Below are 19,995 nucleotides of genomic sequence, written 5' to 3'. Positions count from 1 at the left end.
TGCGGCTATTGTGCGTGTGGCTGTGCTTTACTGCAAGCGGGTTGCGTTGAAAAGCGACTCACACAATAAGGGTGTATATCTATTTGCGGCGGGTGGTTTAAACACAGTGCGGTTATTAGCTCTGCGGTTACGGCGCCTTGGGTTAATCCTAAGTGCTGGTGGCCAAAAGCAAAGTACAGGTTATCGTGGTTCGGGGCGCTACCAATAACGGGCAATGAATCCGGTAGCGATGGCCTACAGCCCATCCAGGTACTGTTAGCATGTAATGAAAAGGCTGATCTATTCAGTAATGCTTTAGCGTTGGGTAATAATGCTAATGCGCGTTTGTTATTCATTTTTCGTTTGGTGCCGGCAAATTCTACCGTGCCAGCAATGCGTAGGCCTTGGCTCATGGGAGTCATAATAAAGTGACGCTCGGCAGAGGCCACAGGGCGTGAAAGCCCGTAATTACTGGCTAGCATGCAATGGTAACCACGTTCAGTATCAAGCGGCACTTTGTAGCCTAAAGGTTTCAATAGTGTGTTACTCCATGCGCCTGCGGCGATGACTACTTTATTCGCTGTGACAATTTGATTTTGGCAACTGAGTGTATAACCTTGCTTTGCAGGCTGTATCGAGGTGATTTTTTGTTGGCAAAATTGGCCGCCCAACGCGCTAAATTGTTCTGCTAAGTTGAGGCAAAATAAATGCGGATCAACACTGTGAGCCACCTCTTTAAATAATAAAGCGTAGGTAATGGTTTTAGCTAAATTGGGCTCTAGTAGACGCACGTGTTCGCCATCAAGTAACTCCACCTCAATACCCTGATCAAGGTAGCTGCGCAGCATAGCGTTAATTTTACTAAGAGGGGTGGTCTCAAAAGTCAGTAAGCTGCCCTTTTTAGTTAGTAAGTGGCCTAAATTATACTCACTGAGTAAGCGCTCATAAGCGGGGATCGCTAGTTGGTTTAACGCCTTAAGTGCTTGTGTGTTAGTGCGATAAGTCTTGCTTGGCATGTTTTTAACAAATTGCCAAAACCAAGGTAGGGCTTTAAAGCCATAACGCCAATCAATCCGTAGCGGCCCTAATGGATTGAATAACATACCGGGTAGCTTCTTTAATAGTGAAGGGTGCGCAAGCGGAAACACTTGCTCAGTCGCAAAGTGTCCAGCATTGCCTTTAGAGCAGCCTTGCGCTAAACCATTTTCATCATACAAGGTGACTGCAAAACCTGCTCGTTGTAGTTGTAATGCGCTACAAATGCCAATAATACCAGCTCCTATAACGGCGACTTGCTGTTTATTTTTATCCGCCAAAATAATTTACCTCTTCTATAAAAGTAATACCAAACACTTGATTTGTAGGCGCGTATACATTGCATCTCACTTTAAACAGTGATTTATGAAAAAAATCCCGCTGTATTAAATCAGTAAATAAGCATTGTTTTTCAGTTGCTTAAGTAGTTATTCCCAATCCCAAAAGAGCCTCAGAAGATAAACCTTTTAACAAACTTTAAGGTGGGATATTGATTATTGTATACAATATACCTATGATATCAAGCCTAAACATCAATCAGGTAATTAAAATGACAGTAACTTGGCAAGGAGTCTGTGCAGCAGTAATAGCTCAGTTTAGTGCAGACGACTCCATTAACTTTGCAACAACAGCAAACATGAGCGATGAACTGATCAACAAAGCTGTTCACGGCATGATTGCACTGGCTATAGCAAGCCCTACTAACCTAACAAAATTAAAGTGGGCTAAGTGATGCGTAAAGGAAGTTTTTTTTGTATTGACGGCCATACTTGTGGCAACCCAGTTAGGCTTATAACCAGTGGTCACCCGCAATTGAGCGGGCAGAGCATGAGTGAGAAGCGCCAAGATTTTTTGCAAAATCACGATTGGATCCGCCAAGCACTGATGTTTGAACCTCGCGGTCACGACATGATGTCGGGCGGATTTTTATATCCACCGACCACGGAAGACGGCGATGCCGCTATTTTATTTGTTGAAACATCTGGGTGTTTGCCTATGTGCGGCCACGGCACAATGGGTATCGTTACGTTTGCTTTAGAGCATGGTTTGTTACAGGCAAAAGTGCCGGGAACTCTGCTGCTAGACACACCTGCTGGGCGTGTCCAGATCAACTATGAAATGAGTGATGGCAAAGTACAGTGGGTAAAAATTTATAATGTACCTGCGTATTTAGCACATAAGTCGATAGTTATTGAAGTGCCTGAATTGGGCGAGCTGATAGTAGATATCGCCTATGGCGGCAACTTCTACATTATTGTTGAACCGCAAGGTAATTATAAAGGCATTGAACATTTAACGGCTGGGCAAATTTTGCAATATAGCCCGCTAGTGCGTGATGCAATAAACGCCAAAATTAAATGTGTTCATCCGCTTGACTCAACCGTTCAAGGCGCAAGCCATGTTTTATGGACAGGCACCCCAAAAAATGCCAATTCAGACGCCGCAAATGCAGTTTTTTATGGTGATAAAGCCATTGATCGCTCGCCATGTGGAACAGGCACCAGCGCCCGTATGGCACAGCTATTTGCCAAAGGGCAGTTGGCTCAAGGGCAAAATTTTATTCACGAAAGTTATATTGGCAGCCAGTTTATTGGTTGCATTGAACACGTAACAGAGATCGCAGGCATAACAGCTATCTTACCAAGTATTCAAGGTTGGTCTAGGGTGACGGGCACAAGTGCTATCACCGTAGATGACGATGACCCATACGCATTTGGGTTTCAAGTAATTTAATGAGGAGCAAAGCATGACATTAACAGGACAAAGTTTAGTAGCAGGGCAATGGCTCGGTCACTCTGGAAATGGTGAATTTAACGCATTTTCCCCCGCCCGCAATGAACCACTCGCAACGCGCTTTTTTAACCTCAGCGCCACTGAGTTAGACAGTGCAATAGAAGCCGCACAATCGGCGTTTTATGAATATCGTAAAACCAGTTTTGCACAACGAGCAGATTTTTTAGAATGTATTGCTGATCATATTTTAGCGCTTGGTGATGAGTTACTTGAGCAAACACAGCAAGAAACCAACTTACCGCTGGCACGTTTGCAAGGTGAGCGTATGCGCACCGTAAATCAGCTTAAAGCCTTTGCTAATGCATTACGTGACAACCCTGAATCGCCACTGGGTTTAAAAATAGTGGATGAAGCAGATGCCACCAGAGCACCGTTACCAAAGCCGCACACTGAACTTAACTATTTACCGCTGGGGCCGGTGGCTGTATTTGGTGCATCTAATTTCCCTTACGCCTTTTCAACACTGGGCGGCGATACCGCCGCAGCCCTTGCAGCAGGCTGCCCAGTAATTGTAAAAAACCACACCGCGCACCCAGGAACGGGTGAGTTGATGGCACGTGTGGCGCTTGCAGCCATTAAAGAATGTGCAATGCCGTTAGGCGTGTTTGCAATGGTACAAAGTAAAGCCTACGACATATCGCATCAATTAGTGGCTGCGCCGGCAATAAAAGCGGTGGGGTTTACAGGCTCATTTAATGTGGCCAGCAAGCTGCAAGCAACAATTGCCAAGCGTGAAGAGCCGATACCATTTTATGGTGAGCTTGGCAGTATTAACCCACAAGTTATTTTACTCAATAAAGCCATTGAACATAGCAAAGAGATGGCACAATCACTTTGCCAGTCAATGCTGATGGGGAACGGGCAGTTTTGCACTAGCCCAGGGCTTTGGTTAGTACCAACCGGGTGTGACGAACTCGAAGCACATATAACAGCGTGTATTAATGATGCCCCATCAGACACTTTACTCACCCCTGGGATTGTTAAAACCTTTAAACACCAAATAGCAGAGCGAACTCAGCTTGATAAGCTTAGCGTGCTGGGTAAAGGCAAGCTGGAGCATGAATTTCATGCAAATGCACATGTATTTGCTTGTAATGCTGATGACTATTTAGCAATCTCAGCTTTGCAAGAAGAAGTGTTTGGCCCTGCTGCGTTAGTGGTGCGCTACGACAGTGAACAGCAGCTCATGACATTGATAAACCAATTACAAGGGCAGTTAACCGCCAGTATTCATGGCACTGAAGCTGATTTAAACAACGCCGATAGCCTTATCGAAGCGCTGCAATATAAAGTAGGTCGTTTGATAAAAAATCAGCTGCCAACAGGTGTTGAAGTGTGCGCTTCAATGAACCACGGTGGGCCGTTCCCAAGTTCAACCGATGTACGCAGTACCTCTGTGGGCGCAAATGCAATGTTACGTTTTATGCGACCAATTTGTTATCAAGCATAGGATTTATTGGGCGGGATATGCAAATTGTATATTCCCGCTTTCCCCCTTGTTTATATAGGGTACCGACAGATTCTCACTTGGCATATGAGTGAACTTGAGTATAATGTATGCTAAATGCAATGTAAGAGGATCACCATGGCTATCGAGCACAAAACCCGCACCCAGCTTGTTGCAGAAGCAATTCGCGCAAAAATTCTCTCTGGTGAAATTAAAGCAGGCGAGCCCTTACGTCAAGCTGCACTGGCAACAGAGATGAACGTAAGTCGTATTCCTGTACGTGAGGCACTTCTTCAGCTTGAAGCCGAAGGGCTTGTTAACTTTGAAGCGCACAAAGGAGCTACGGCAACAGAGCTTTCAGCATCACAAATTGATGAGATTTTTGATTTAAGAGCCTTACTTGAAGCAGAGCTATTAAGCCATTCAATAGACGGTTTAACAGATCAAGATTTAATCGACGCTGAGCTTATTTTAACTGAGCTTGAAAGCGCTATGGATGCGGGCGACACCCACCTTGCCACAGGCGATTTAAATAGTCGATTTCATGGTAAATTATATTCGCGCGCGCAACGGCCACAAACCCGTGAGCTGGTAGATATGTATAGTAAAAATTCAGAGCGCTACGTGCGCATGCATATTTTACTGGCTGGTGGTTTAACCACCGCACCCGAAGAGCACCGCACATTGTTAAATCACTGTCGCGCAAAAGACACTAAAAAAGCCTGTGACTTTTTGAAAAAGCATATCTTGGGCGCCAAAAACGACATTAAAAAGCTATTATTAAAAATCGAAGACGAAAAAAGGTAACCTTAATAAGTTGTTATTATAAATTTTAATGTGTGTTTACGCAGTTCAGGGTAATCACTCAAGAGTGTTTATCGGTATTCTTGGTAAAAGGCTGTTAGCTATCTGTCAGAAATTGCGAGTATCTATGAATAATGAATATCATTGGTGGGATCTGGAAGACTCTAGCTTCAAGGGTGTTTTATACGACTCGATAAATTGTTATTTCTTGCATGACTTGCCTTACAAAAACTGGGAAGAGTTTTCTGAAGCTGACCCACATATGGCTTATGCACAATTAACCTATGTCCGATTTAACATGCTTGAACAACAATTCATTGATTTGCGGGTTATCCCTCAAATGCTTGGGGTTGAAACTGTTCCAGTTAAATCCAGCGTTCAAGACATAAATAGATACGACTGGCTTAAATCTATCGTTGATTTGACTTTATTCCGTTTTTCCAGCTTGAGAGATATAGCCTTTCATTTTGTGAATGAAGTTTTGGAGCTAGGACTTTCTGATTTTCAGTTAAATATTAAGCAACTCAAAAAAGCTCTCAAAACAGAGTACCCTGAAATTCTAGAGGACTTAAAAACTCTTGATAAAACCGGTGAAGAATTGCGGACTGATCGTAATGACCGAGCACACAAGGGATTCAGTGAACTCTATACTGGCGATGATAAAATGTTCAAAAATATGTCGTGGATGGAAGGCAAAGTTATCGACAACATTGATTATGATTTGGTCGGTATTTATGAAAACTCCCGTGACAAAATTTGTGATCTAGTAGTTCAAGAAGTGCAGGTGGCATTAAGAGCTACAATCAACTTAGTTGATAATTGCTATGACCACTATCGTGATACACACCTTAGGTTATCATGCGGTTCTGCAATGGGAGTGTCGCAGCATTTCCCACTGCATTGTGAAAAAGATAGCTAACAAGCAATTTAAGAGTGATTCCCCACGCTTGGCAGTTTCAGTTTAGGGCTAGTTCAGTGTTTACGGTGTTCAATTTGAGCGTCGTGGTAGCGTGGCCCACACCTTAATTGGGGGTTGAGGCTGTAGAATTACTCTTTTTTTAAGAAAGACAGCCAGTTTTATGGGTTCCAAATGCATTACCTAATGCTTTAAAAACGCTTAGAGTTAATTACAGGAGCTCGTCTTTTAATTGAATTTGGCTGTTGGAGTTATACTACAGCCTCGTTAGGTGATTTACATGGATGGTTGGCAGTATCACGATATTGGTTTTGAATCCCAAACTAAAAAAATCAATGGTATTAATATTTGGAAGTATCCTTGGAACGACATGGACGAACCATCATTTGAAGTGCCTCATCCTCAATATCCAGATCAACGTCATAAAATCACACCTTACTTTATTAAAACTAAAGGTAAAACTCTCACATTTGCTGCGGGTGAAGTTAGTAATTGCGTTTGATGTATTTATGTTGCAGAATCAATTGCCTAATACATATGAGCCTTAACTCTGTCAATAGGCAATAGTGTTCTTTTTGACCGTTTTATAAATTGAAGGTCAATCAAAAATCAACTCTAATTCAATAAGCAAATTCGTTTACTTCGTATGTCGATGTGGCTGTTAAGCAAGTAGCTTACGGCAAACACATCTAGGGTGCGTTACGCAGTAATCTCTTATTGCGATCTTATCGCAGCCAGGTTTTTCCCATATCCTTTTGGACTTTCTGGGGCACTACGACTAAATAGATTTAGAAGGTAGAACGAAGCAGGATGCCAGAGCCGAGACATTCATCGGTTAACCTAATCATGGCAAGTAGCCTAGGCCTGTTTTGAATAAAATAAGATGTAACAATCTCAAAAATAGCCAATCTGTAAAGATAAAAACTCCGTAGCAACGGAGTTTTTGCTATTTGAATATTTTAAAACATCAGTCTAGTAAATCGAGGACCTCAAGTCGTTCTTTTGCTAGGGCATACCGTGTGTGCACGTTATCAATTTGCTGTTGGGTTAACTTCTTGCCAAAGGTGCGAAGCCCACCTGTTAGATCATTATGATGAATGCCAAAAGCAAACTTAAGGTATTCTAAAAGTAACGGCTGTGCATCAAGATAGGATATAGAGTTCATCGCTTGAGAGATTTTGTTTGCCTCGGCCCATTCTCCGTTATTTACATACTCTTGCATTGTAATACTCGCTTTTGGGAATATGCAGCCCACACCTGTAATGCCGCCACATGCGCCTGCGAGTCCTGCATGTACAGTAACGGTGTCAACACCGGCCAATACTTTTAAATTTTTGTTCTCTAACATCATTGTTTCAATAACTGACACATCGATAGTTGATATTTTAAGCGCAGTTACCTCTGGTAGAGCTGCAAGCCTTGTAAGCAGATCAGTTGAAAGCGCATGGTAGCCCGCTGCGTCAGGGTTGTTATAGGGCATTATTGTTATGCCGGCCTCTTTTGCCGCTGAGGCGCTAAGCGCGTAGTAAGCATACATCTGTTCATCACAAGGTGTTTCTTTGGTTTTTGGTGGCATTACCATAACGGTATCTACGCCGACCGTTGCGAGTTCTTTTACTATTTTGGCTAGTTCTTCTTTGGTTTCTGCCGCTGCGCCACTGATTAAAGGAACGTTGTGTTCTTTAGCAACACTTGAAAGGGCTTTTAGTAAAGAAAGGCGTTGCTCAGCACTTAGGTAGCTGTTTTCACCCAGCGTACCAGAGCCAACAAGTCCACCCATACGAGTACCCCCCTTTCCTTGCACTTTTAAAATATCTGCAGCGTATTTTTTTGTTGTATCAAGGTCTATTTCCAGGGCTCCGGACTCTGACTCTTTTAGCCATGTAAATACGGCCGGCATAACTGTATATCGCCAATCTTTACTGTTCGTTTGCATCATATTTCCTCTTATAAATACATATTGTATACATTATACATTTAGATTGTATCAGCTAAATTGCTTTCGGCAAGGCCGGAATAAAAATAAACTAAACCCTGTATTAATTACTTTGCTCACTTCTGTTACTTTTTAGGTGTTCAGTGTGAGTTTGCAAGCAATTGATTATAAATATTGTTTTTGAATAAGTTTGACATGAACCATCTTGTTTTTTAATTTTACGTAAATTAAATGCATATTACATATTGTATACAATATGTAATGAGTGTATATTTTTTACGTCAAGGTTAGCCTGGCAACAAAAAATCAACAGGATCAAAGGAACATTTCATGTTTACGAATAATAAAAAGCAAACTCGGGGAGTGGGTGTTAAAACCCTACTGGCAACAGCTGTTACAGCTGCATTAATAATGACACCAGCTGCGCAGGCCGTAGATGGTAGTAGTATTGTAAAAGGTCATATTGTTGCACACTCTGGTAATGATTTGATTGGCGCAACAATTACACTTAAACACAAGAGTAAAGGGCTTGTTTACACTATTACGAGTAATGCTGAAGGCGATTACTTATTACGTAATGTACCGGTGGGTATGTACGATGTAACGATTGTAAAAGATGGCTATCAAACACTAATTGAAGAAGATGTAGCAGTGACCATTGGTCAATCAATCATTCTCGATGTACAACTTTATAAAGCTGGTACTGATATAGAGCGTATCGCGGTAACAGGTTCGGCAATTCGTCGTGTAGATATGGCTTCCTCTACCTCCGGTTTAACGTTTAGTGATGCTGAGCTTAAAGCAATGCCGGTTAATACAGGCTTTGAGAGCATTGCTTTACTTGCGCCAGGTACCGCTGCACCTGGTGGCTCTAATTTTAAAGGCGCATCAAGTTTTGGTGGTTCATCGGCTGCTGAAAATGGCTACTATTTTAATGGCTTAAATGTAACGAGTATTCGTACTGGTTTAGGTTCCATTCGCCTTCCTTGGGAAGCTATATCCCAAACTCAAGTTAAAACCGGTGGTGTAAGCCCTGAATTTGGTGGTGCATTAGGCGGCATTGTAAACGCTGTGTCTAAATCGGGCGATAACGACTTTAAATTCGGTGCAGAGGTGCGCTGGGATCCTGATGGCCTTCGTAGTCAACATGATTCAATATTTCAAGATAGTGGGACAATAAACACTAATACACAGCAAAGCAGTTACGACTTTAAAGAAGTACAGCTATGGGCAAGTGGTGCAATTATTGAAGATACCCTGTTCTTTTATGGTTTATTTGCACCACGCAGAGAAGAGTCTAATAGCGCAGGGCAAACCACTTTTTCTGATTTTGAGCGTGATGAAGACCGTTGGTTCACCAAAGTGGATTGGTTTATTAATGAAGATCACTCTATTGGTTTCTCTGCAATGAACAATAAACGTACTTGGACTGATAAAACGTTTGCGTATAGTTGGCAAGATAATGTGGTAGGTGATCAACAAGGTGTCGATGCACCAGGCGAAGATGGCGGCAATGTATACAGTATTAACTACAATGGCTACCTCACAGATACTTTTTCAGTGTCAGCCGTTGTTGGTCGTGTTACTGAAAATGTTGAGAACGTTGTAGCATCACCTAATCCCGGCGTGTGGGATGAACGTGACGGTTTTGTAACTCTAAGCCAGCATACAAATTCCGGTATAACGGAAGAAGAGTATATTCGTGATCAAGCCAGAATTGATTTTAACTGGGACTTGGATATGCATTCAATTCAATTTGGTATTGATTACACCAATGTGAAGGTTGATTATTTTGAAGGCCAAAATGGTATTGGGGATGCACAAGGCTGGTGGACTATAAAAACTGCTGGTGAAAATGATATATCAAGTGCTGCGCTGGGGAGTGACTTTATCGAAAGGCGGGTCCGTAGCCGTGAGGTCGATTCAGATACAACTTCACTGGCGTTTTATATTAATGACTCATGGCAAGCAACTGATAATTTAGTCCTTAATATGGGTTTGCGTTATAGCCAGTTTGAAAATACGGTGACAGATGGCCGAGCATTTGTTGATATTGATAATCAAATAGCGCCACGCTTACAGGCTATTTATGATGTATCGGGTGACGGTAGCGCTAAAATATTTGCCACTTACGGGCGCTATTTTCAGCCAGTATCTGCGAACATGAATATCACTCAAGGCTCTGCATCAATTGAATGGTTTGAGTATTTTGAATTAGATCAATTAGAAGGCAATGGCTCGCCTACTTTATTAGCTGACGGCTCACCTAGCAGAGGTGATATGTTACGAGATAGACGCTGGCGCCAGCGTGGTATTACTGAACCTGGGTTAATTGCCTCGTCTTCTTTAAAACCAATGTACAGCGATGAGTTCACAATAGGGTATCAACAAGAAGTTTTTGATTCTATGTCTGCCGGCGTACGTGCTATTTACCGCGACCTTGGGCGCAGTGTTGAAGACACGGATGTAGGCCCTATACTTGCCAAGAAACTTGCCGAAATGGGGATCACCGATAACGTAGGGCAGGGTTCATATTATGTGCTTAATAATCCTGGTGAAGCGATTCAAATGTCGTATGACTTTGATGGTGATGGAGAAATAGATAACGTTAATTTAAGTGCTGATGAGCTTGCACTTGCCGAAGCACAACGCAAATATTTGGCCCTTGAGTTTACCTTAGATGGCAATGTAACCGATGACTTGCGTATCAATACTTCATATACATGGTCACATAGCTACGGTAATACGGAAGGTTTAGTTAAAACGGATAACGACCAAGCAGATCCTGGTTGGACGACCTCTTACGACTATGGCGATTTGATGGATCATGGCTATGGTAATTTACCAAATGACCACCGCCACGCAATCAAATTTAGTGGCGCGTATAATATTACCGATTCACTGACTGTAGGTTTAGTTGCGCGAACTACATCGGGTCGTCCAAAGAGCTACTTCTCAGTTCACCCTGAAGGTGTTGATAGCTGCGAGCAAGGAAGCCCGTGGGATGCATGTGTGAGTAAATACTATGACCAAGCATCGCACTATGATGAAAATGGTAACCCGGCACCACGCGGAAGCAAAGGTAACTTACCGTGGTTAACTAATGTGGATATGTCACTGACTTATTATACTGACTTTTTTGGCTCTGACATGACCTTAAAAGGCACGGTATATAACTTATTCGATGGAGATAGCGCGGTATCGATAAACGAGGAGCGAGCTCAATATGGCGATAATGGCTTAGAGCTCAACCCAGATTATGGTTTAGTAACTGGCCGCCAAGGTGCTCGATATGTATCGTTAACCGCACGTATAGAATTTTAAGTTCCCTGGTAAGTGGCTGTAAATTGTCGTTTTAGTAAATAGTATCTAACAAGCGAAAACTAAAACTGACAAAATGTTTAAGCACATTCTCATTAAGAGTAACACAGCCTTGATGCTGAGTAGGTAACTGCTCAGCATTTTTTATTAAAGTTATTGCACTAAAAAATATTGAGATATATTGTATACAAAAGTGAAAGAGTTAATTATGACCCAGACTTTATTTTCCCATTGGCAGCAGCCTAATAATGATTGGTTACAAATACATACTTTAGAGATGCACACTGGTGGTGAACCATTGCGTATTATAGTTGATGGCTTTGAGCAACTTACAGGTGATACGATGCTAGAAAAGCGTGCCGATTGTTTAGCGCGTTTTGATTATTTACGAAAAGCATTGATGTTTGAACCTCGTGGTCATGCCGATATGTATGGCGCAGTGATCACTTGTGCTGTGCGCTCAGATAGCCATTTTGGCGTACTTTTTTTACATAATGAAGGTTATAGCACCATGTGCGGGCATGCGATTATTGCACTGGCTACCGCTGCAAAAGATTGCGCACTTGTTGACTTTAAAGATGGCTATAATGAACTAAGAATAGACACTCCAGCTGGGCTTATAAAAGCGTATGTTGAACTTAACAATAATCAGTTACAGCAAGTATATTTTGATAATGTCGCCAGTTTTGTTGATAAATTAGACGTTAAAATAAGCTTGCCGATGTGTGGTTCGGTTAGCTGTGATATAGCGTTTGGCGGTGCATACTACGCATTTGTTGATGCAGATACTCTTAATTTAAGCTTAGCACCTGACAATCATGGACATATAATTAGCCTTGGGAAAGCCATTAAACAGCAAGTGACTAATCAATATCAGCCAACGCACCCAACCGATCAGGCACTGGGTTTTTTATATGGGGTTATTTTTTACTCCAATAGCCAGTTATCACAAATTAACCACTTTAGCCGTCATGTGTGTGTATTTGCCGAAGGTGAACTTGATCGAAGCCCTACAGGCACGGGCGTAAGCGCTCGTGCTGCATTAGCTTTTGCCAAAGGCGAATTAGCGCTAGGACAAAGTGTAAATATTGAGAGCATTTTAGGCTCAGCATTTAATGTAATGGTTAAGCAAACATGTGAGGTTAAAGCACGGTCTGCGATTATTCCTCGTGTTACGGGTACAGCCTTTGTGACGGGTAAACATACCTTTTTAATTGATCCAACAGATCCCCTAAAACAAGGATTTATTTTTCGATGAATAATCATTTTTTAGTACGCCAACAATTACTAAAACAACGTATGGCAGAGCAAAACTTAACGGCGTTATTAGTGTTAGGGCATGAGAATATTCGCTACTTGAGCGGGTTTAGTGGTAATGCCGCGTATGCAATTGTGACGCAAGCTAGCTGCATACTTATTACTGATTATCGTTACTTTGAGCGCGCACAATCTGAGTGCCAAGGGTTTGAAGTGATCAGCCGCGACCGTGATAGCGAAAGTTTAGGCTGTTGTATTAACCGTTTTTTACCTGCTAACAGCCATTTAGGTTTTGATGCGGCATTTATTAATGTGGCATTGTGGCAGCAAATTGCTAGTGATTTGAGTGGTCACACATTAATGCCAATTCAAGGAGTAATTGAACGTCAGCGCATGATCAAAAATGACTGGGAAGTAGCACAAATAAAAGCTGCGGCTGCGATTGCGGATGAAGCACTTGCACACACTATTCCATATTTTAAAGTAGGTGTAAGCGAACGTGATTTAGCCTTAGAGCTAGAGTTTAGAATGCAAAAATTAGGCTCTGAAGGAATGTCGTTTGCAACGATTTTAATGTTCGCAGAGCGTACCTCGCTGCCCCATGGTAGCCCCAGTGATAGAACACTTAAAGAAGGCGACTTTATTACCCTAGACTTTGGCGCTGTTGTTAATGGCTATCGCTCAGACATGACACGTAGTTATGTATTAGGTAAAGCGTCAAGCAAACAAGTTCAAATTTACAATGCAGTTGCGACTGCACAACAAGCTGCTATTAATTTAATTAAGCCAGGGGTTGATTGCATTGATTTACAAAATGCATCACAACAAGTATTGGATGGCTCTGGTTTTGGAAAATGGGCAGGACAAGGGCTTGGCCACGGCTTAGGGCTATTTTTACACGAGCAGCCGTTTATCAATAGCAACGTTAAGCACGTATTAGAAGTGGGCAATGTGATCACCATAGAGCCAGGTATTTATATCTCTGAATATGGAGGGGTGCGTTTAGAGGAGGACATCTTGATCACCAACACGGGTTATGAAATTTTAACTCACGCACCTAAACCATTCGAACTGGAGTTATAAAATGCAAGTTATTGATAAAAAACACATTGATAACGCCCTTGATTTTGACTCGTTAATCACTGCTATGCAGCAAGGTTTTGCCCTCGATTTTACTATGCCAAAGCGTAACGTCTATGAGTTAGATAGCAACAGCGGTAGCCGGGATGCGTTTGCTGTGTTACCTGCATGGAATGAACAAGTGATTGGCGTAAAAGCATTTACTTATTTTCCTAATAATGGCGAGGCGGGCTTTGATTCTTTGTATTCTAAAATAATGTTGTTTTCGCGCGAGCACGGCGAACCGTTGGCACTGGTAGATGGCACGAGTATTACTTTATGGCGTACGGCAAGCGTATCGGCGCTTGCGAGTCGTTATTTATCCCGAGAGAATAGTAATCATTTAGTATTTTTTGGCAGTGGTAACTTAGCCGAGTATATGGTGCGTGCGCATTTGGCTGTTCGTAATTTTAAACGAGTAACGCTGGTGGCGCGTAATCATTTAAAAGTAGTCGCCCTGCAAAGTTGTTTAGAGCAGTTATATCCTGATGTTGAGTTTGTCATTGGGCAAAGTACGCAAGAAGTAATTTACAGTGCTGACGTGATCAGCTGCGCGACCGGCTCTCAAGTGCCATTATTTGATGGCAACTGGTTAAAATCAGGCACGCATGTTGACCTAATCGGTAATCATCAGAGTGACCATCGCGAATGCGACACCGCCACAATTACTCGTAGCCGCGTTTATGTTGATAGTAAAACCAATGTATTAGGAGAAGCAGGTGAATTATTAATACCAATAAGTGAAGGTGTATTTTGCGAGCAAAGCGTATGTGCTGAATTAGCTGATTTAGCGAAGGTAAATACCGTAGCCCGTTTTAACGAAACGGATATAACGGTATTTAAATCAGTTGGTACAGCACTGAGTGACTTGATTGCTGCAAATCAAGTTTATCAATCTCTACAGAACTAATAGATAATTTGTGGTGAGTTTTTAATGTGTGTGCTGTGTGTCTGTTTTAGTTTTATAAGGTAAGTGAAAGATGAATACTGTGCTATTGATATTGGGTGTGTGTTTTATTTTTGCAGGGTTACTGCCTCTTTTTAGGTGGTTAAAGTGTAAAATAAGCAAACATCACTGGCGCGTGTGTGTGATTGATAACATCACTAATGCGGTTAATACTCGTATTGGTGCTCATGAACTATTGCCGTCACAGTCAATGTTAGTTAGCTTTAGATTTAACAATCATTTGTATAGCGTATTGGTCAGTCACGACAACACCCTGCTCACACGATTCAAACAAGGCGAGCCTTGCAGTGTATTGGTTGATAAAAATAACCCGCAAAAGGTTTATAACAACTCACAACTATGGCAAAGCTATGCATTAGTTTGGTTGGTTAGCGGTCTAAGTTTGTGCGTGGGGAGCTATTTTTTAACGTGAGGTAAACGAGCATGCTTGGTATGCAACTCACTTATATTGTTTAGTTTTTAGTTATAAAAAAAGGGGGCCAGCCCCTTGTTAAATAGTATGTTATTTAGGTTGGAAGGTTGAGTAACTATTTATTAGGTTGCGATAATCTGGAATGTGGTTTGAGAATAGAGTCCCCAGTCCTTCCACATCATTGCGCCAGTCTCTATGTAATTCGCAAGCTGCGCCAAACCAGGTCATAAGTTGTGCGCCAGCAGCTGACATGCGATCCCAAGCTGCATCACGAGTCATTACATTAAAGGTGCCTGAAGCATCAGTGATCACGAATACATCAAAACCCTCTGCTAAAGCGGATAAAGCTGGGAATGCAACGCATACTTCAGTTACTACTCCAGCAATAATGATTTGTTTTTTTCCTGTAGCTTTAATAGCGGCAACAAACTCTTCATTATCCCATGCGTTAATTTGTCCAGGCCGAGCAATGTAGGGCGAATCTGGAAACATTTCTTTTAACTCAGGTACTAGCGGGCCGTTGGGGCCTTCTTCAAAGCTGGTGGTTAAGATTGTTGGCATCGCAAAGTATTTTGCACAGTCTGCCAATGCGAGTAAGTTAAAAGACATCCACTACTTTTAAAAATTAAAATGACACCTAACTTCAATACAGTTACAAGAGTTTTTATGTGTCTAATGATATTAAAAAACTCTTCTCAGAATAGTAAATGTTCATTTTTGGGCGAGTATAGCAAATAACTGGCAGCATAAGCTTCAGCCTTGAGCTGATAAAAAGTAAAAAGTTGTTTTATATGGTATTACGCTAATAGTTTTTCGCAATTTTTGAGGTTACTTCGTCGTTTAAAGTGTTGGTGTTCACAATATCGGTCAATTGCATCTGGTTTACCAACTGCACCATGAAAGACTTTAGTAAACCTACTGGTGATTTTTAGCCAGTTTTCAGGGCATATGTTTAGTTGCTCTAGTAGCGGTGGCAAAGAATGATCTATATAACCTGTTTTATCTGTTTTTATGCAGCGCCCTGTTTTATCAACAAGGTTTAGGTAAGAGTTCAGTTCAAAAGGCAAACCATTTACAGTGTGTTTTGTCGTTAAACCTGCAAAGCGAAATAAGGACCTAGGTTGTTTGGCATTTTGTGCTGCTGCAATACGTTTTTTAATACTTGTATAATTTGAGTTTTCAGGTGATGAAGCGGTTCCAGCACGGATTGGGTTTAGATCGACATAGGCCATACAAGCCACTAGTGCTGACTCATCAAGTAAAGCTTGAGATTTAAAGCGTCCCTCCCAAAATCTACCTTTACAATTATCTTCTTTATTAGCTTTGCGAGCAATGTACTCATTAAGTGATCGCATAAACCAGCTAATGTCCATTAGCCTTGAACGATATTCTCCAATGCTAGACTTTGCTAATTGCAGTTCGACAGTAGAGAGCACCTCATTTTTCACAAAGCGTTGAGTTAATAAAGTACCTTTAAATGCTTTGTGCCAGCGTAAAGCAATGGCTTTATCATTTAGGCGGTTAGCTTTATTATTATCTACATGAAGGATGATATGTGTATGATTACTCATCACAGCATAGGCGCATACATCAATACAAAATATTGAAGCGAGCATTATAATTTTATCTTCAACCCATTCTCTGCGGTGCTCATACGATTGGCCCGTATGCTTGTCTATGCCACATAAATAAGCTTTTCTTACGCAACGAGATATACAGTGATAGTAGCGAGTATCACTTAGGCTAATTTGTCTTTTTCGAGCGATTGCCATAAAACCTCCAATGTTGTGTTTCTATAAAAATACTAGTCACTTTATATAGGACTGCAACTTTATGATGGGTTTGAATTGGAATCAGTTGTTGAATTTAGATTTAAATGGGTGTCATGTAAGTTTATATAGGATTGTAACTTTATGATGGGTTTGAATTGGAATAAGTTGCTGAATTTAGATTTAAGTGGGTGTCATATAAGTTGGTGTCATATAAGTTTTTACTTTATATAGGACTGCAACTTTATAATGGGATTGAATTGGAATCAGTTGCTGAATTTAGATTTAAGTGGGTGTCATGTAAGTTTTTTATCATTATGCGACTTGTAATAAGGTGTAATGTTTTATTTCATGTCGACGTTTACGCTTATAGGGCTGTTAATCCTAGCAGCGTAAACGTCACAGGAACTCGACAATGATTACTTCAAAACTTTTATTTGTGGTTTTACTTGGTACGGCATCGATTGCGCATGCTGGTACGCAGTACACAACACAACCTGCAAGCAATATTACGACAACATCGGCGCAGTTAAATGGTTATTCGGCATCTACTATTGGCTTAAGTGGTGAAATAATTGATTATGGTGAAACCACAAACTATGGCTTTAGTGTTTTAGTCACACCCGCAGGAGTTAATGGCCCTGTGAGTGCGCAAGTAGCTAATTTAGATTGTGGAACGCAGTATCATTTTCGGTTTCATGGTGATCCAAAACCGCCCAGATCAACACTGCAAGGTGAAGATCTCACTTTTACCACGCTACCATGTAACCCCACTATATTAAACAATATCTCCCTAGAAACAGGTGGCCAATATTACGTTGTGGCTGAGAATAATGGGGGGGATACAGTGAATGCAAATCGTCTTGCAATTGGTCCATGGGAGCAATTTAATTTAATAGATATTAATGGCGGTGATTTGCTAAGTGGTGATGAAATACATATCCAAACAACATCAGGATACTATTTTGTGGCAGATCAAGGTGGTGGGGCTGCACTTAATGCAAACCGAACTGCGGCATCAATATGGGAAACGTTCACTATAGAATTACCAAATAACCCTGGTGCATTAATTCAAAATGGTGACAACATCGCGCTTAAATCGATTAATGGTTATTACGTACAAGCGGTCAATAATGGTGGTTTTGGAACCAATGTTCTGCCTACAGTTATAGGTTGTAATGCAATGTATCCTTGCTCATTAGAAATGTTTAAAATAATATTTTAAGTATGGGTCGCAATTACCAAAACAGTCTATTGTAAGGTAGTTGCGACTTTCAATATAATACGTTGCACTTGCTGCTGAGGTTTACTCCATAGCGCAGTGTTAACAACCGTATCAAAGTATGATATTTAATTATTCAAAGTATATATGACACTCTTAACAATCATTTTCAAAGCTCAGCTGCACTATTTAACGAGGTTTTTTAGCATAGGGTAGACGCGTTATAGCGTGTGTTTTGTGATAACTATCTAAGCCGCTAATGGTGACGGTGTTGATTGACTCTAAATCGATAAAACCATCCTCTAAAATTGCTGAGTCTTCAACATGTAAGTCTATAATCTCACCGATTACTAACTCAGTGCCATTTACGGCAAGGTGTTGATGCTCAACAAATTTAACTGCATACTTTAAACGGCTTTGAGCAACAAACGGAGCCGAAAAATTAGCCAGATACTCGGTTGTAAGGCCTGTAGCATCAAATTCAGATTCATTTTTATCGTAACGGGCAGAAGTCTGGTGAGCTTGTTCCACAATCTCGCTATTCACTTGGTTAATAGTGTAAACACCGGTTGCTAAAATATTCTCGAAAGTATGACGAGGTACACTATGTGGGCGCATAATCATACCTACAAGCGGTGGATGCGCGCCAAGGTGAATAACCGAACTTACAATTGCTAAGTTGGTGTTGCCTGCACTATCTTGAGTACCAATTAAGTTGGCACTTTTAAAACCAGATAGTGAGTTTATTAAATGCGTACGGTAGTGTTTATCTAACTGACTAATGGCGTCTGTTGTAAAGTGCATGGTTTATCCTTACCAGTGTATGTGCTCACCTTGCCAATCAATGTAGGCGGGTTGACCTACCTCAGTGAGCTGTTCAGGTTGTTGTAAAAGAGTATAAAGTTGTGATGCTACAAACTCAGGTGTAAAGAGCTTACCTGCGGGTACATTTTTTTGAAACGGCTTAGATAAATTAGTATCTGTTGTGCCCGGATGAAAAAGAATTAAACGTGTTTGTTTTGCGCGTCGTTGCAGTTCAATAGCTGCTGTTTTGAATAACATATTAAGTGCTGCTTTTGAGGCGCGGTAGCTGTACCAGCCGCCTAAGTTATTGTCTGTAATACTACCTACTCGCGCACTTAAGGCCGTTATGGTACAAGGTGTTTTGTGGCTAAGTAGCGGCGCGATTGCTTGCAGGCACAAAATAGGAGTCAATGTATTGGTGTTGAGTAAGATATTGAAATAATGCTCATCGATATCGTCGAGTTTTTTTTCAGGCATAGATTGCGCATAATGTAGCTGGCCGTTAAAAATAACTACCTGAGTTGGGTATATTGCGCGCTCTTTAAGTAAGTTTGTTAATTCACTTAAGCGTGCTTTGGAATAGTCACAAACAAACTGCTCAACAACAATACCGACAGCGGATGTGTCAATAGAGCTGCGACTTACACAAAAAACCATAGCCTGTGGATCGTGTTTGGCAATTTCTTTTAGATACGCATTTGCAATTTCACTACTTGCACCGAAAATAATATAAGCGTTAGTCATTATTTTATCCCACAACTTGATTGACAGAAAATGCGTGTGATCTGTCTGCGGTACTTAGCAAACAGGCGATAACTTAAATCGGCAATAAAGCGTATTATGGGTAATTGTAGCAGCTTTAGCCATGAATGACGGCCAACCGTTTGCCATGCTTCAAATGTGACATCTAATCCGTAAATCATTTCACCGTTATCACGCTGGCCATGCAAAAACGCCATGGCATCGTGGCGTTTTATGTTTTTAAAGCGCTGCTCAAAATCATCTTTATTTATATCTTCGAGTATTATTTTGTTGTGTGTGTCAGCACGCTTAAGTGAATCCATTTCTTTAACACAAAGCGGGCAATTACCATCGTAAAAAATAATCATAGTTACTCAAAATTCATCGATTCATTATGTCTTGTTACGAAATAGAATAAGCCTTGGATCTGTTAAATTATCCATTTGGATGATATTAATAGAGTCTTACAAAT

The 19,995-nt window shown here is 41.2% G+C and carries 18 protein-coding genes and 1 pseudogene; 12 read left to right on the top strand and 7 right to left on the bottom strand.

The genetic code is table 11. The features are described 5' to 3' along the window. Positions 1 to 5: 5 nt before the first annotated feature. Positions 6 to 1,295 (bottom strand): FAD-binding oxidoreductase, encoded by a 1,290-nt coding sequence (locus H5180_RS00835; RefSeq protein WP_145234472.1) that lies wholly within the window; start codon positions 1,293 to 1,295, stop codon positions 6 to 8. A 269-nt stretch (positions 1,296 to 1,564) separates the two neighbouring features. On the opposite strand from H5180_RS00835, the gene H5180_RS00830 reads away from it, so the two are divergent. From H5180_RS00830 to H5180_RS00805, 6 genes are all read left to right on the top strand, one after another. Further along, the gene (locus H5180_RS00830) at positions 1,565 to 1,747 is read left to right on the top strand and encodes a hypothetical protein (protein ID WP_182757464.1); all 183 of its coding nucleotides are present in this window, start codon (positions 1,565 to 1,567) and stop codon (positions 1,745 to 1,747) included. Then, entirely contained in the window at positions 1,747 to 2,748 is a 1,002-nt protein-coding gene (locus H5180_RS00825; RefSeq protein ID WP_182739491.1) for a 4-hydroxyproline epimerase, read from the top strand. The genes H5180_RS00830 and H5180_RS00825 overlap by 1 nt, the downstream gene beginning before the upstream one ends. A gap of 13 nt (positions 2,749 to 2,761) precedes the next feature. Further along, complete coding sequence (locus H5180_RS00820) at positions 2,762 to 4,258, top strand: aldehyde dehydrogenase (NADP(+)) (protein WP_182717615.1); 1,497 nt, start codon at positions 2,762 to 2,764, stop codon at positions 4,256 to 4,258. A gap of 135 nt (positions 4,259 to 4,393) precedes the next feature. Beyond that, complete coding sequence (locus H5180_RS00815) at positions 4,394 to 5,062, top strand: GntR family transcriptional regulator (protein WP_145234461.1); 669 nt, start codon at positions 4,394 to 4,396, stop codon at positions 5,060 to 5,062. 124 nt (positions 5,063 to 5,186) lie between these two features. Further along, on the top strand, positions 5,187 to 5,978 hold the full coding sequence (locus tag H5180_RS00810; RefSeq protein ID WP_182757463.1) for a Cthe_2314 family HEPN domain-containing protein: 792 nt from the start codon (positions 5,187 to 5,189) through the stop codon (positions 5,976 to 5,978). Positions 5,979 to 6,255: 277 nt separating this feature from the next. Continuing rightward, positions 6,256 to 6,477: a hypothetical protein gene (locus tag H5180_RS00805; protein WP_182717613.1), complete on the top strand. Its 222-nt coding sequence runs from the start codon at positions 6,256 to 6,258 to the stop codon at positions 6,475 to 6,477. A 465-nt stretch (positions 6,478 to 6,942) separates the two neighbouring features. On the opposite strand, the gene H5180_RS00800 is transcribed toward H5180_RS00805, so the two are convergent. Further along, positions 6,943 to 7,911 carry a dihydrodipicolinate synthase family protein gene (locus tag H5180_RS00800; protein ID WP_182757560.1) on the bottom strand — a complete coding sequence of 323 codons (969 nt, stop codon included), beginning with the start codon at positions 7,909 to 7,911 and terminating at the stop codon, positions 6,943 to 6,945. Positions 7,912 to 8,241: 330 nt separating this feature from the next. On the opposite strand from H5180_RS00800, the gene H5180_RS00795 reads away from it, so the two are divergent. The 5 genes from H5180_RS00795 (at position 8,242) to H5180_RS00775 (ending at position 14,987) form a co-directional block, all read left to right on the top strand. Further along, positions 8,242 to 11,235 carry a TonB-dependent receptor domain-containing protein gene (locus H5180_RS00795; RefSeq protein ID WP_145234451.1) on the top strand — a complete coding sequence of 998 codons (2,994 nt, stop codon included), beginning with the start codon at positions 8,242 to 8,244 and terminating at the stop codon, positions 11,233 to 11,235. 205 nt (positions 11,236 to 11,440) lie between these two features. Continuing rightward, positions 11,441 to 12,490 (top strand): proline racemase family protein, encoded by a 1,050-nt coding sequence (locus tag H5180_RS00790; RefSeq protein ID WP_182757462.1) that lies wholly within the window; start codon positions 11,441 to 11,443, stop codon positions 12,488 to 12,490. After that, positions 12,487 to 13,572, top strand: coding sequence for a Xaa-Pro peptidase family protein (locus H5180_RS00785; protein WP_145234446.1), 1,086 nt, complete (start codon positions 12,487 to 12,489; stop codon positions 13,570 to 13,572). The genes H5180_RS00790 and H5180_RS00785 overlap by 4 nt, the downstream gene beginning before the upstream one ends. Before the next feature lies 1 nt (position 13,573). Next, positions 13,574 to 14,518 carry an ornithine cyclodeaminase family protein gene (locus H5180_RS00780; protein WP_182717610.1) on the top strand — a complete coding sequence of 315 codons (945 nt, stop codon included), beginning with the start codon at positions 13,574 to 13,576 and terminating at the stop codon, positions 14,516 to 14,518. Positions 14,519 to 14,588: 70 nt separating this feature from the next. Then, positions 14,589 to 14,987: a hypothetical protein gene (locus H5180_RS00775; protein WP_145234441.1), complete on the top strand. Its 399-nt coding sequence runs from the start codon at positions 14,589 to 14,591 to the stop codon at positions 14,985 to 14,987. Positions 14,988 to 15,077: 90 nt separating this feature from the next. On the opposite strand, the pseudogene ycaC reads toward H5180_RS00775, so the two are convergent. Then, a pseudogene (gene ycaC, locus H5180_RS00770) lies at positions 15,078 to 15,587 on the bottom strand (isochorismate family cysteine hydrolase YcaC); the annotation flags it as partial. A 197-nt stretch (positions 15,588 to 15,784) separates the two neighbouring features. Further along, positions 15,785 to 16,759 carry a transposase gene (locus H5180_RS00765; RefSeq protein WP_145234436.1) on the bottom strand — a complete coding sequence of 325 codons (975 nt, stop codon included), beginning with the start codon at positions 16,757 to 16,759 and terminating at the stop codon, positions 15,785 to 15,787. 412 nt (positions 16,760 to 17,171) lie between these two features. On the opposite strand from H5180_RS00765, the gene H5180_RS00760 reads away from it, so the two are divergent. Next, entirely contained in the window at positions 17,172 to 17,981 is an 810-nt protein-coding gene (locus H5180_RS00760; protein ID WP_182757461.1) for a peptidase S8, read from the top strand. A 186-nt stretch (positions 17,982 to 18,167) separates the two neighbouring features. Here the strand turns inward: H5180_RS00760 and H5180_RS00755 are convergent, their stop codons facing one another. From H5180_RS00755 to H5180_RS00745, 3 genes are read right to left on the bottom strand one after another with little or no spacing between them, the layout of a single operon-like run. Next, positions 18,168 to 18,782, bottom strand: coding sequence for a flavin reductase family protein (locus H5180_RS00755; RefSeq protein ID WP_145234432.1), 615 nt, complete (start codon positions 18,780 to 18,782; stop codon positions 18,168 to 18,170). A gap of 9 nt (positions 18,783 to 18,791) precedes the next feature. Further along, on the bottom strand, positions 18,792 to 19,526 hold the full coding sequence (locus H5180_RS00750) for an SDR family NAD(P)-dependent oxidoreductase (protein WP_182757460.1): 735 nt from the start codon (positions 19,524 to 19,526) through the stop codon (positions 18,792 to 18,794). Beyond that, positions 19,526 to 19,891: a thiol-disulfide oxidoreductase DCC family protein gene (locus H5180_RS00745; protein WP_182757459.1), complete on the bottom strand. Its 366-nt coding sequence runs from the start codon at positions 19,889 to 19,891 to the stop codon at positions 19,526 to 19,528. Before H5180_RS00745 ends, H5180_RS00750 begins: the two co-directional genes overlap by 1 nt. Positions 19,892 to 19,995: the final 104 nt, after the last annotated feature.

The organism is Pseudoalteromonas sp. SR41-4 (assembly GCF_014163985.1).
GTDB lineage: Bacteria > Pseudomonadota > Gammaproteobacteria > Enterobacterales > Alteromonadaceae > Pseudoalteromonas > Pseudoalteromonas rhizosphaerae.
Note: the sequence above shows the minus strand (reverse complement) of the source record. Positions and strands in the feature narration are given on the sequence as shown.

Bases quoted from the DNA above. Each gene is read 5' to 3' on its own strand.
- H5180_RS00745 (WP_182757459.1), bottom strand. From the start codon at position 19,891: ATGATTATTTTTTACGATGGTAATTGCCCGCTTTGTGTTAAAGAAATG.
- H5180_RS00750 (WP_182757460.1), bottom strand. From the start codon at position 19,526: ATGACTAACGCTTATATTATTTTCGGTGCAAGTAGTGAAATTGCAAAT.
- H5180_RS00760 (WP_182757461.1), top strand. From the start codon at position 17,172: ATGATTACTTCAAAACTTTTATTTGTGGTTTTACTTGGTACGGCATCG.
- H5180_RS00810 (WP_182757463.1), top strand. From the start codon at position 5,187: ATGAATAATGAATATCATTGGTGGGATCTGGAAGACTCTAGCTTCAAG.
- H5180_RS00775 (WP_145234441.1), top strand. From the start codon at position 14,589: ATGAATACTGTGCTATTGATATTGGGTGTGTGTTTTATTTTTGCAGGG.
- H5180_RS00780 (WP_182717610.1), top strand. From the start codon at position 13,574: ATGCAAGTTATTGATAAAAAACACATTGATAACGCCCTTGATTTTGAC.
- H5180_RS00805 (WP_182717613.1), top strand. From the start codon at position 6,256: ATGGATGGTTGGCAGTATCACGATATTGGTTTTGAATCCCAAACTAAA.
- H5180_RS00765 (WP_145234436.1), bottom strand. From the start codon at position 16,759: ATGGCAATCGCTCGAAAAAGACAAATTAGCCTAAGTGATACTCGCTAC.
- H5180_RS00790 (WP_182757462.1), top strand. From the start codon at position 11,441: ATGACCCAGACTTTATTTTCCCATTGGCAGCAGCCTAATAATGATTGG.
- H5180_RS00815 (WP_145234461.1), top strand. From the start codon at position 4,394: ATGGCTATCGAGCACAAAACCCGCACCCAGCTTGTTGCAGAAGCAATT.
- H5180_RS00830 (WP_182757464.1), top strand. From the start codon at position 1,565: ATGACAGTAACTTGGCAAGGAGTCTGTGCAGCAGTAATAGCTCAGTTT.
- H5180_RS00825 (WP_182739491.1), top strand. From the start codon at position 1,747: ATGCGTAAAGGAAGTTTTTTTTGTATTGACGGCCATACTTGTGGCAAC.
- H5180_RS00755 (WP_145234432.1), bottom strand. From the start codon at position 18,782: ATGCACTTTACAACAGACGCCATTAGTCAGTTAGATAAACACTACCGT.
- H5180_RS00785 (WP_145234446.1), top strand. From the start codon at position 12,487: ATGAATAATCATTTTTTAGTACGCCAACAATTACTAAAACAACGTATG.
- H5180_RS00820 (WP_182717615.1), top strand. From the start codon at position 2,762: ATGACATTAACAGGACAAAGTTTAGTAGCAGGGCAATGGCTCGGTCAC.
- H5180_RS00795 (WP_145234451.1), top strand. From the start codon at position 8,242: ATGTTTACGAATAATAAAAAGCAAACTCGGGGAGTGGGTGTTAAAACC.
- H5180_RS00800 (WP_182757560.1), bottom strand. From the start codon at position 7,911: ATGCAAACGAACAGTAAAGATTGGCGATATACAGTTATGCCGGCCGTA.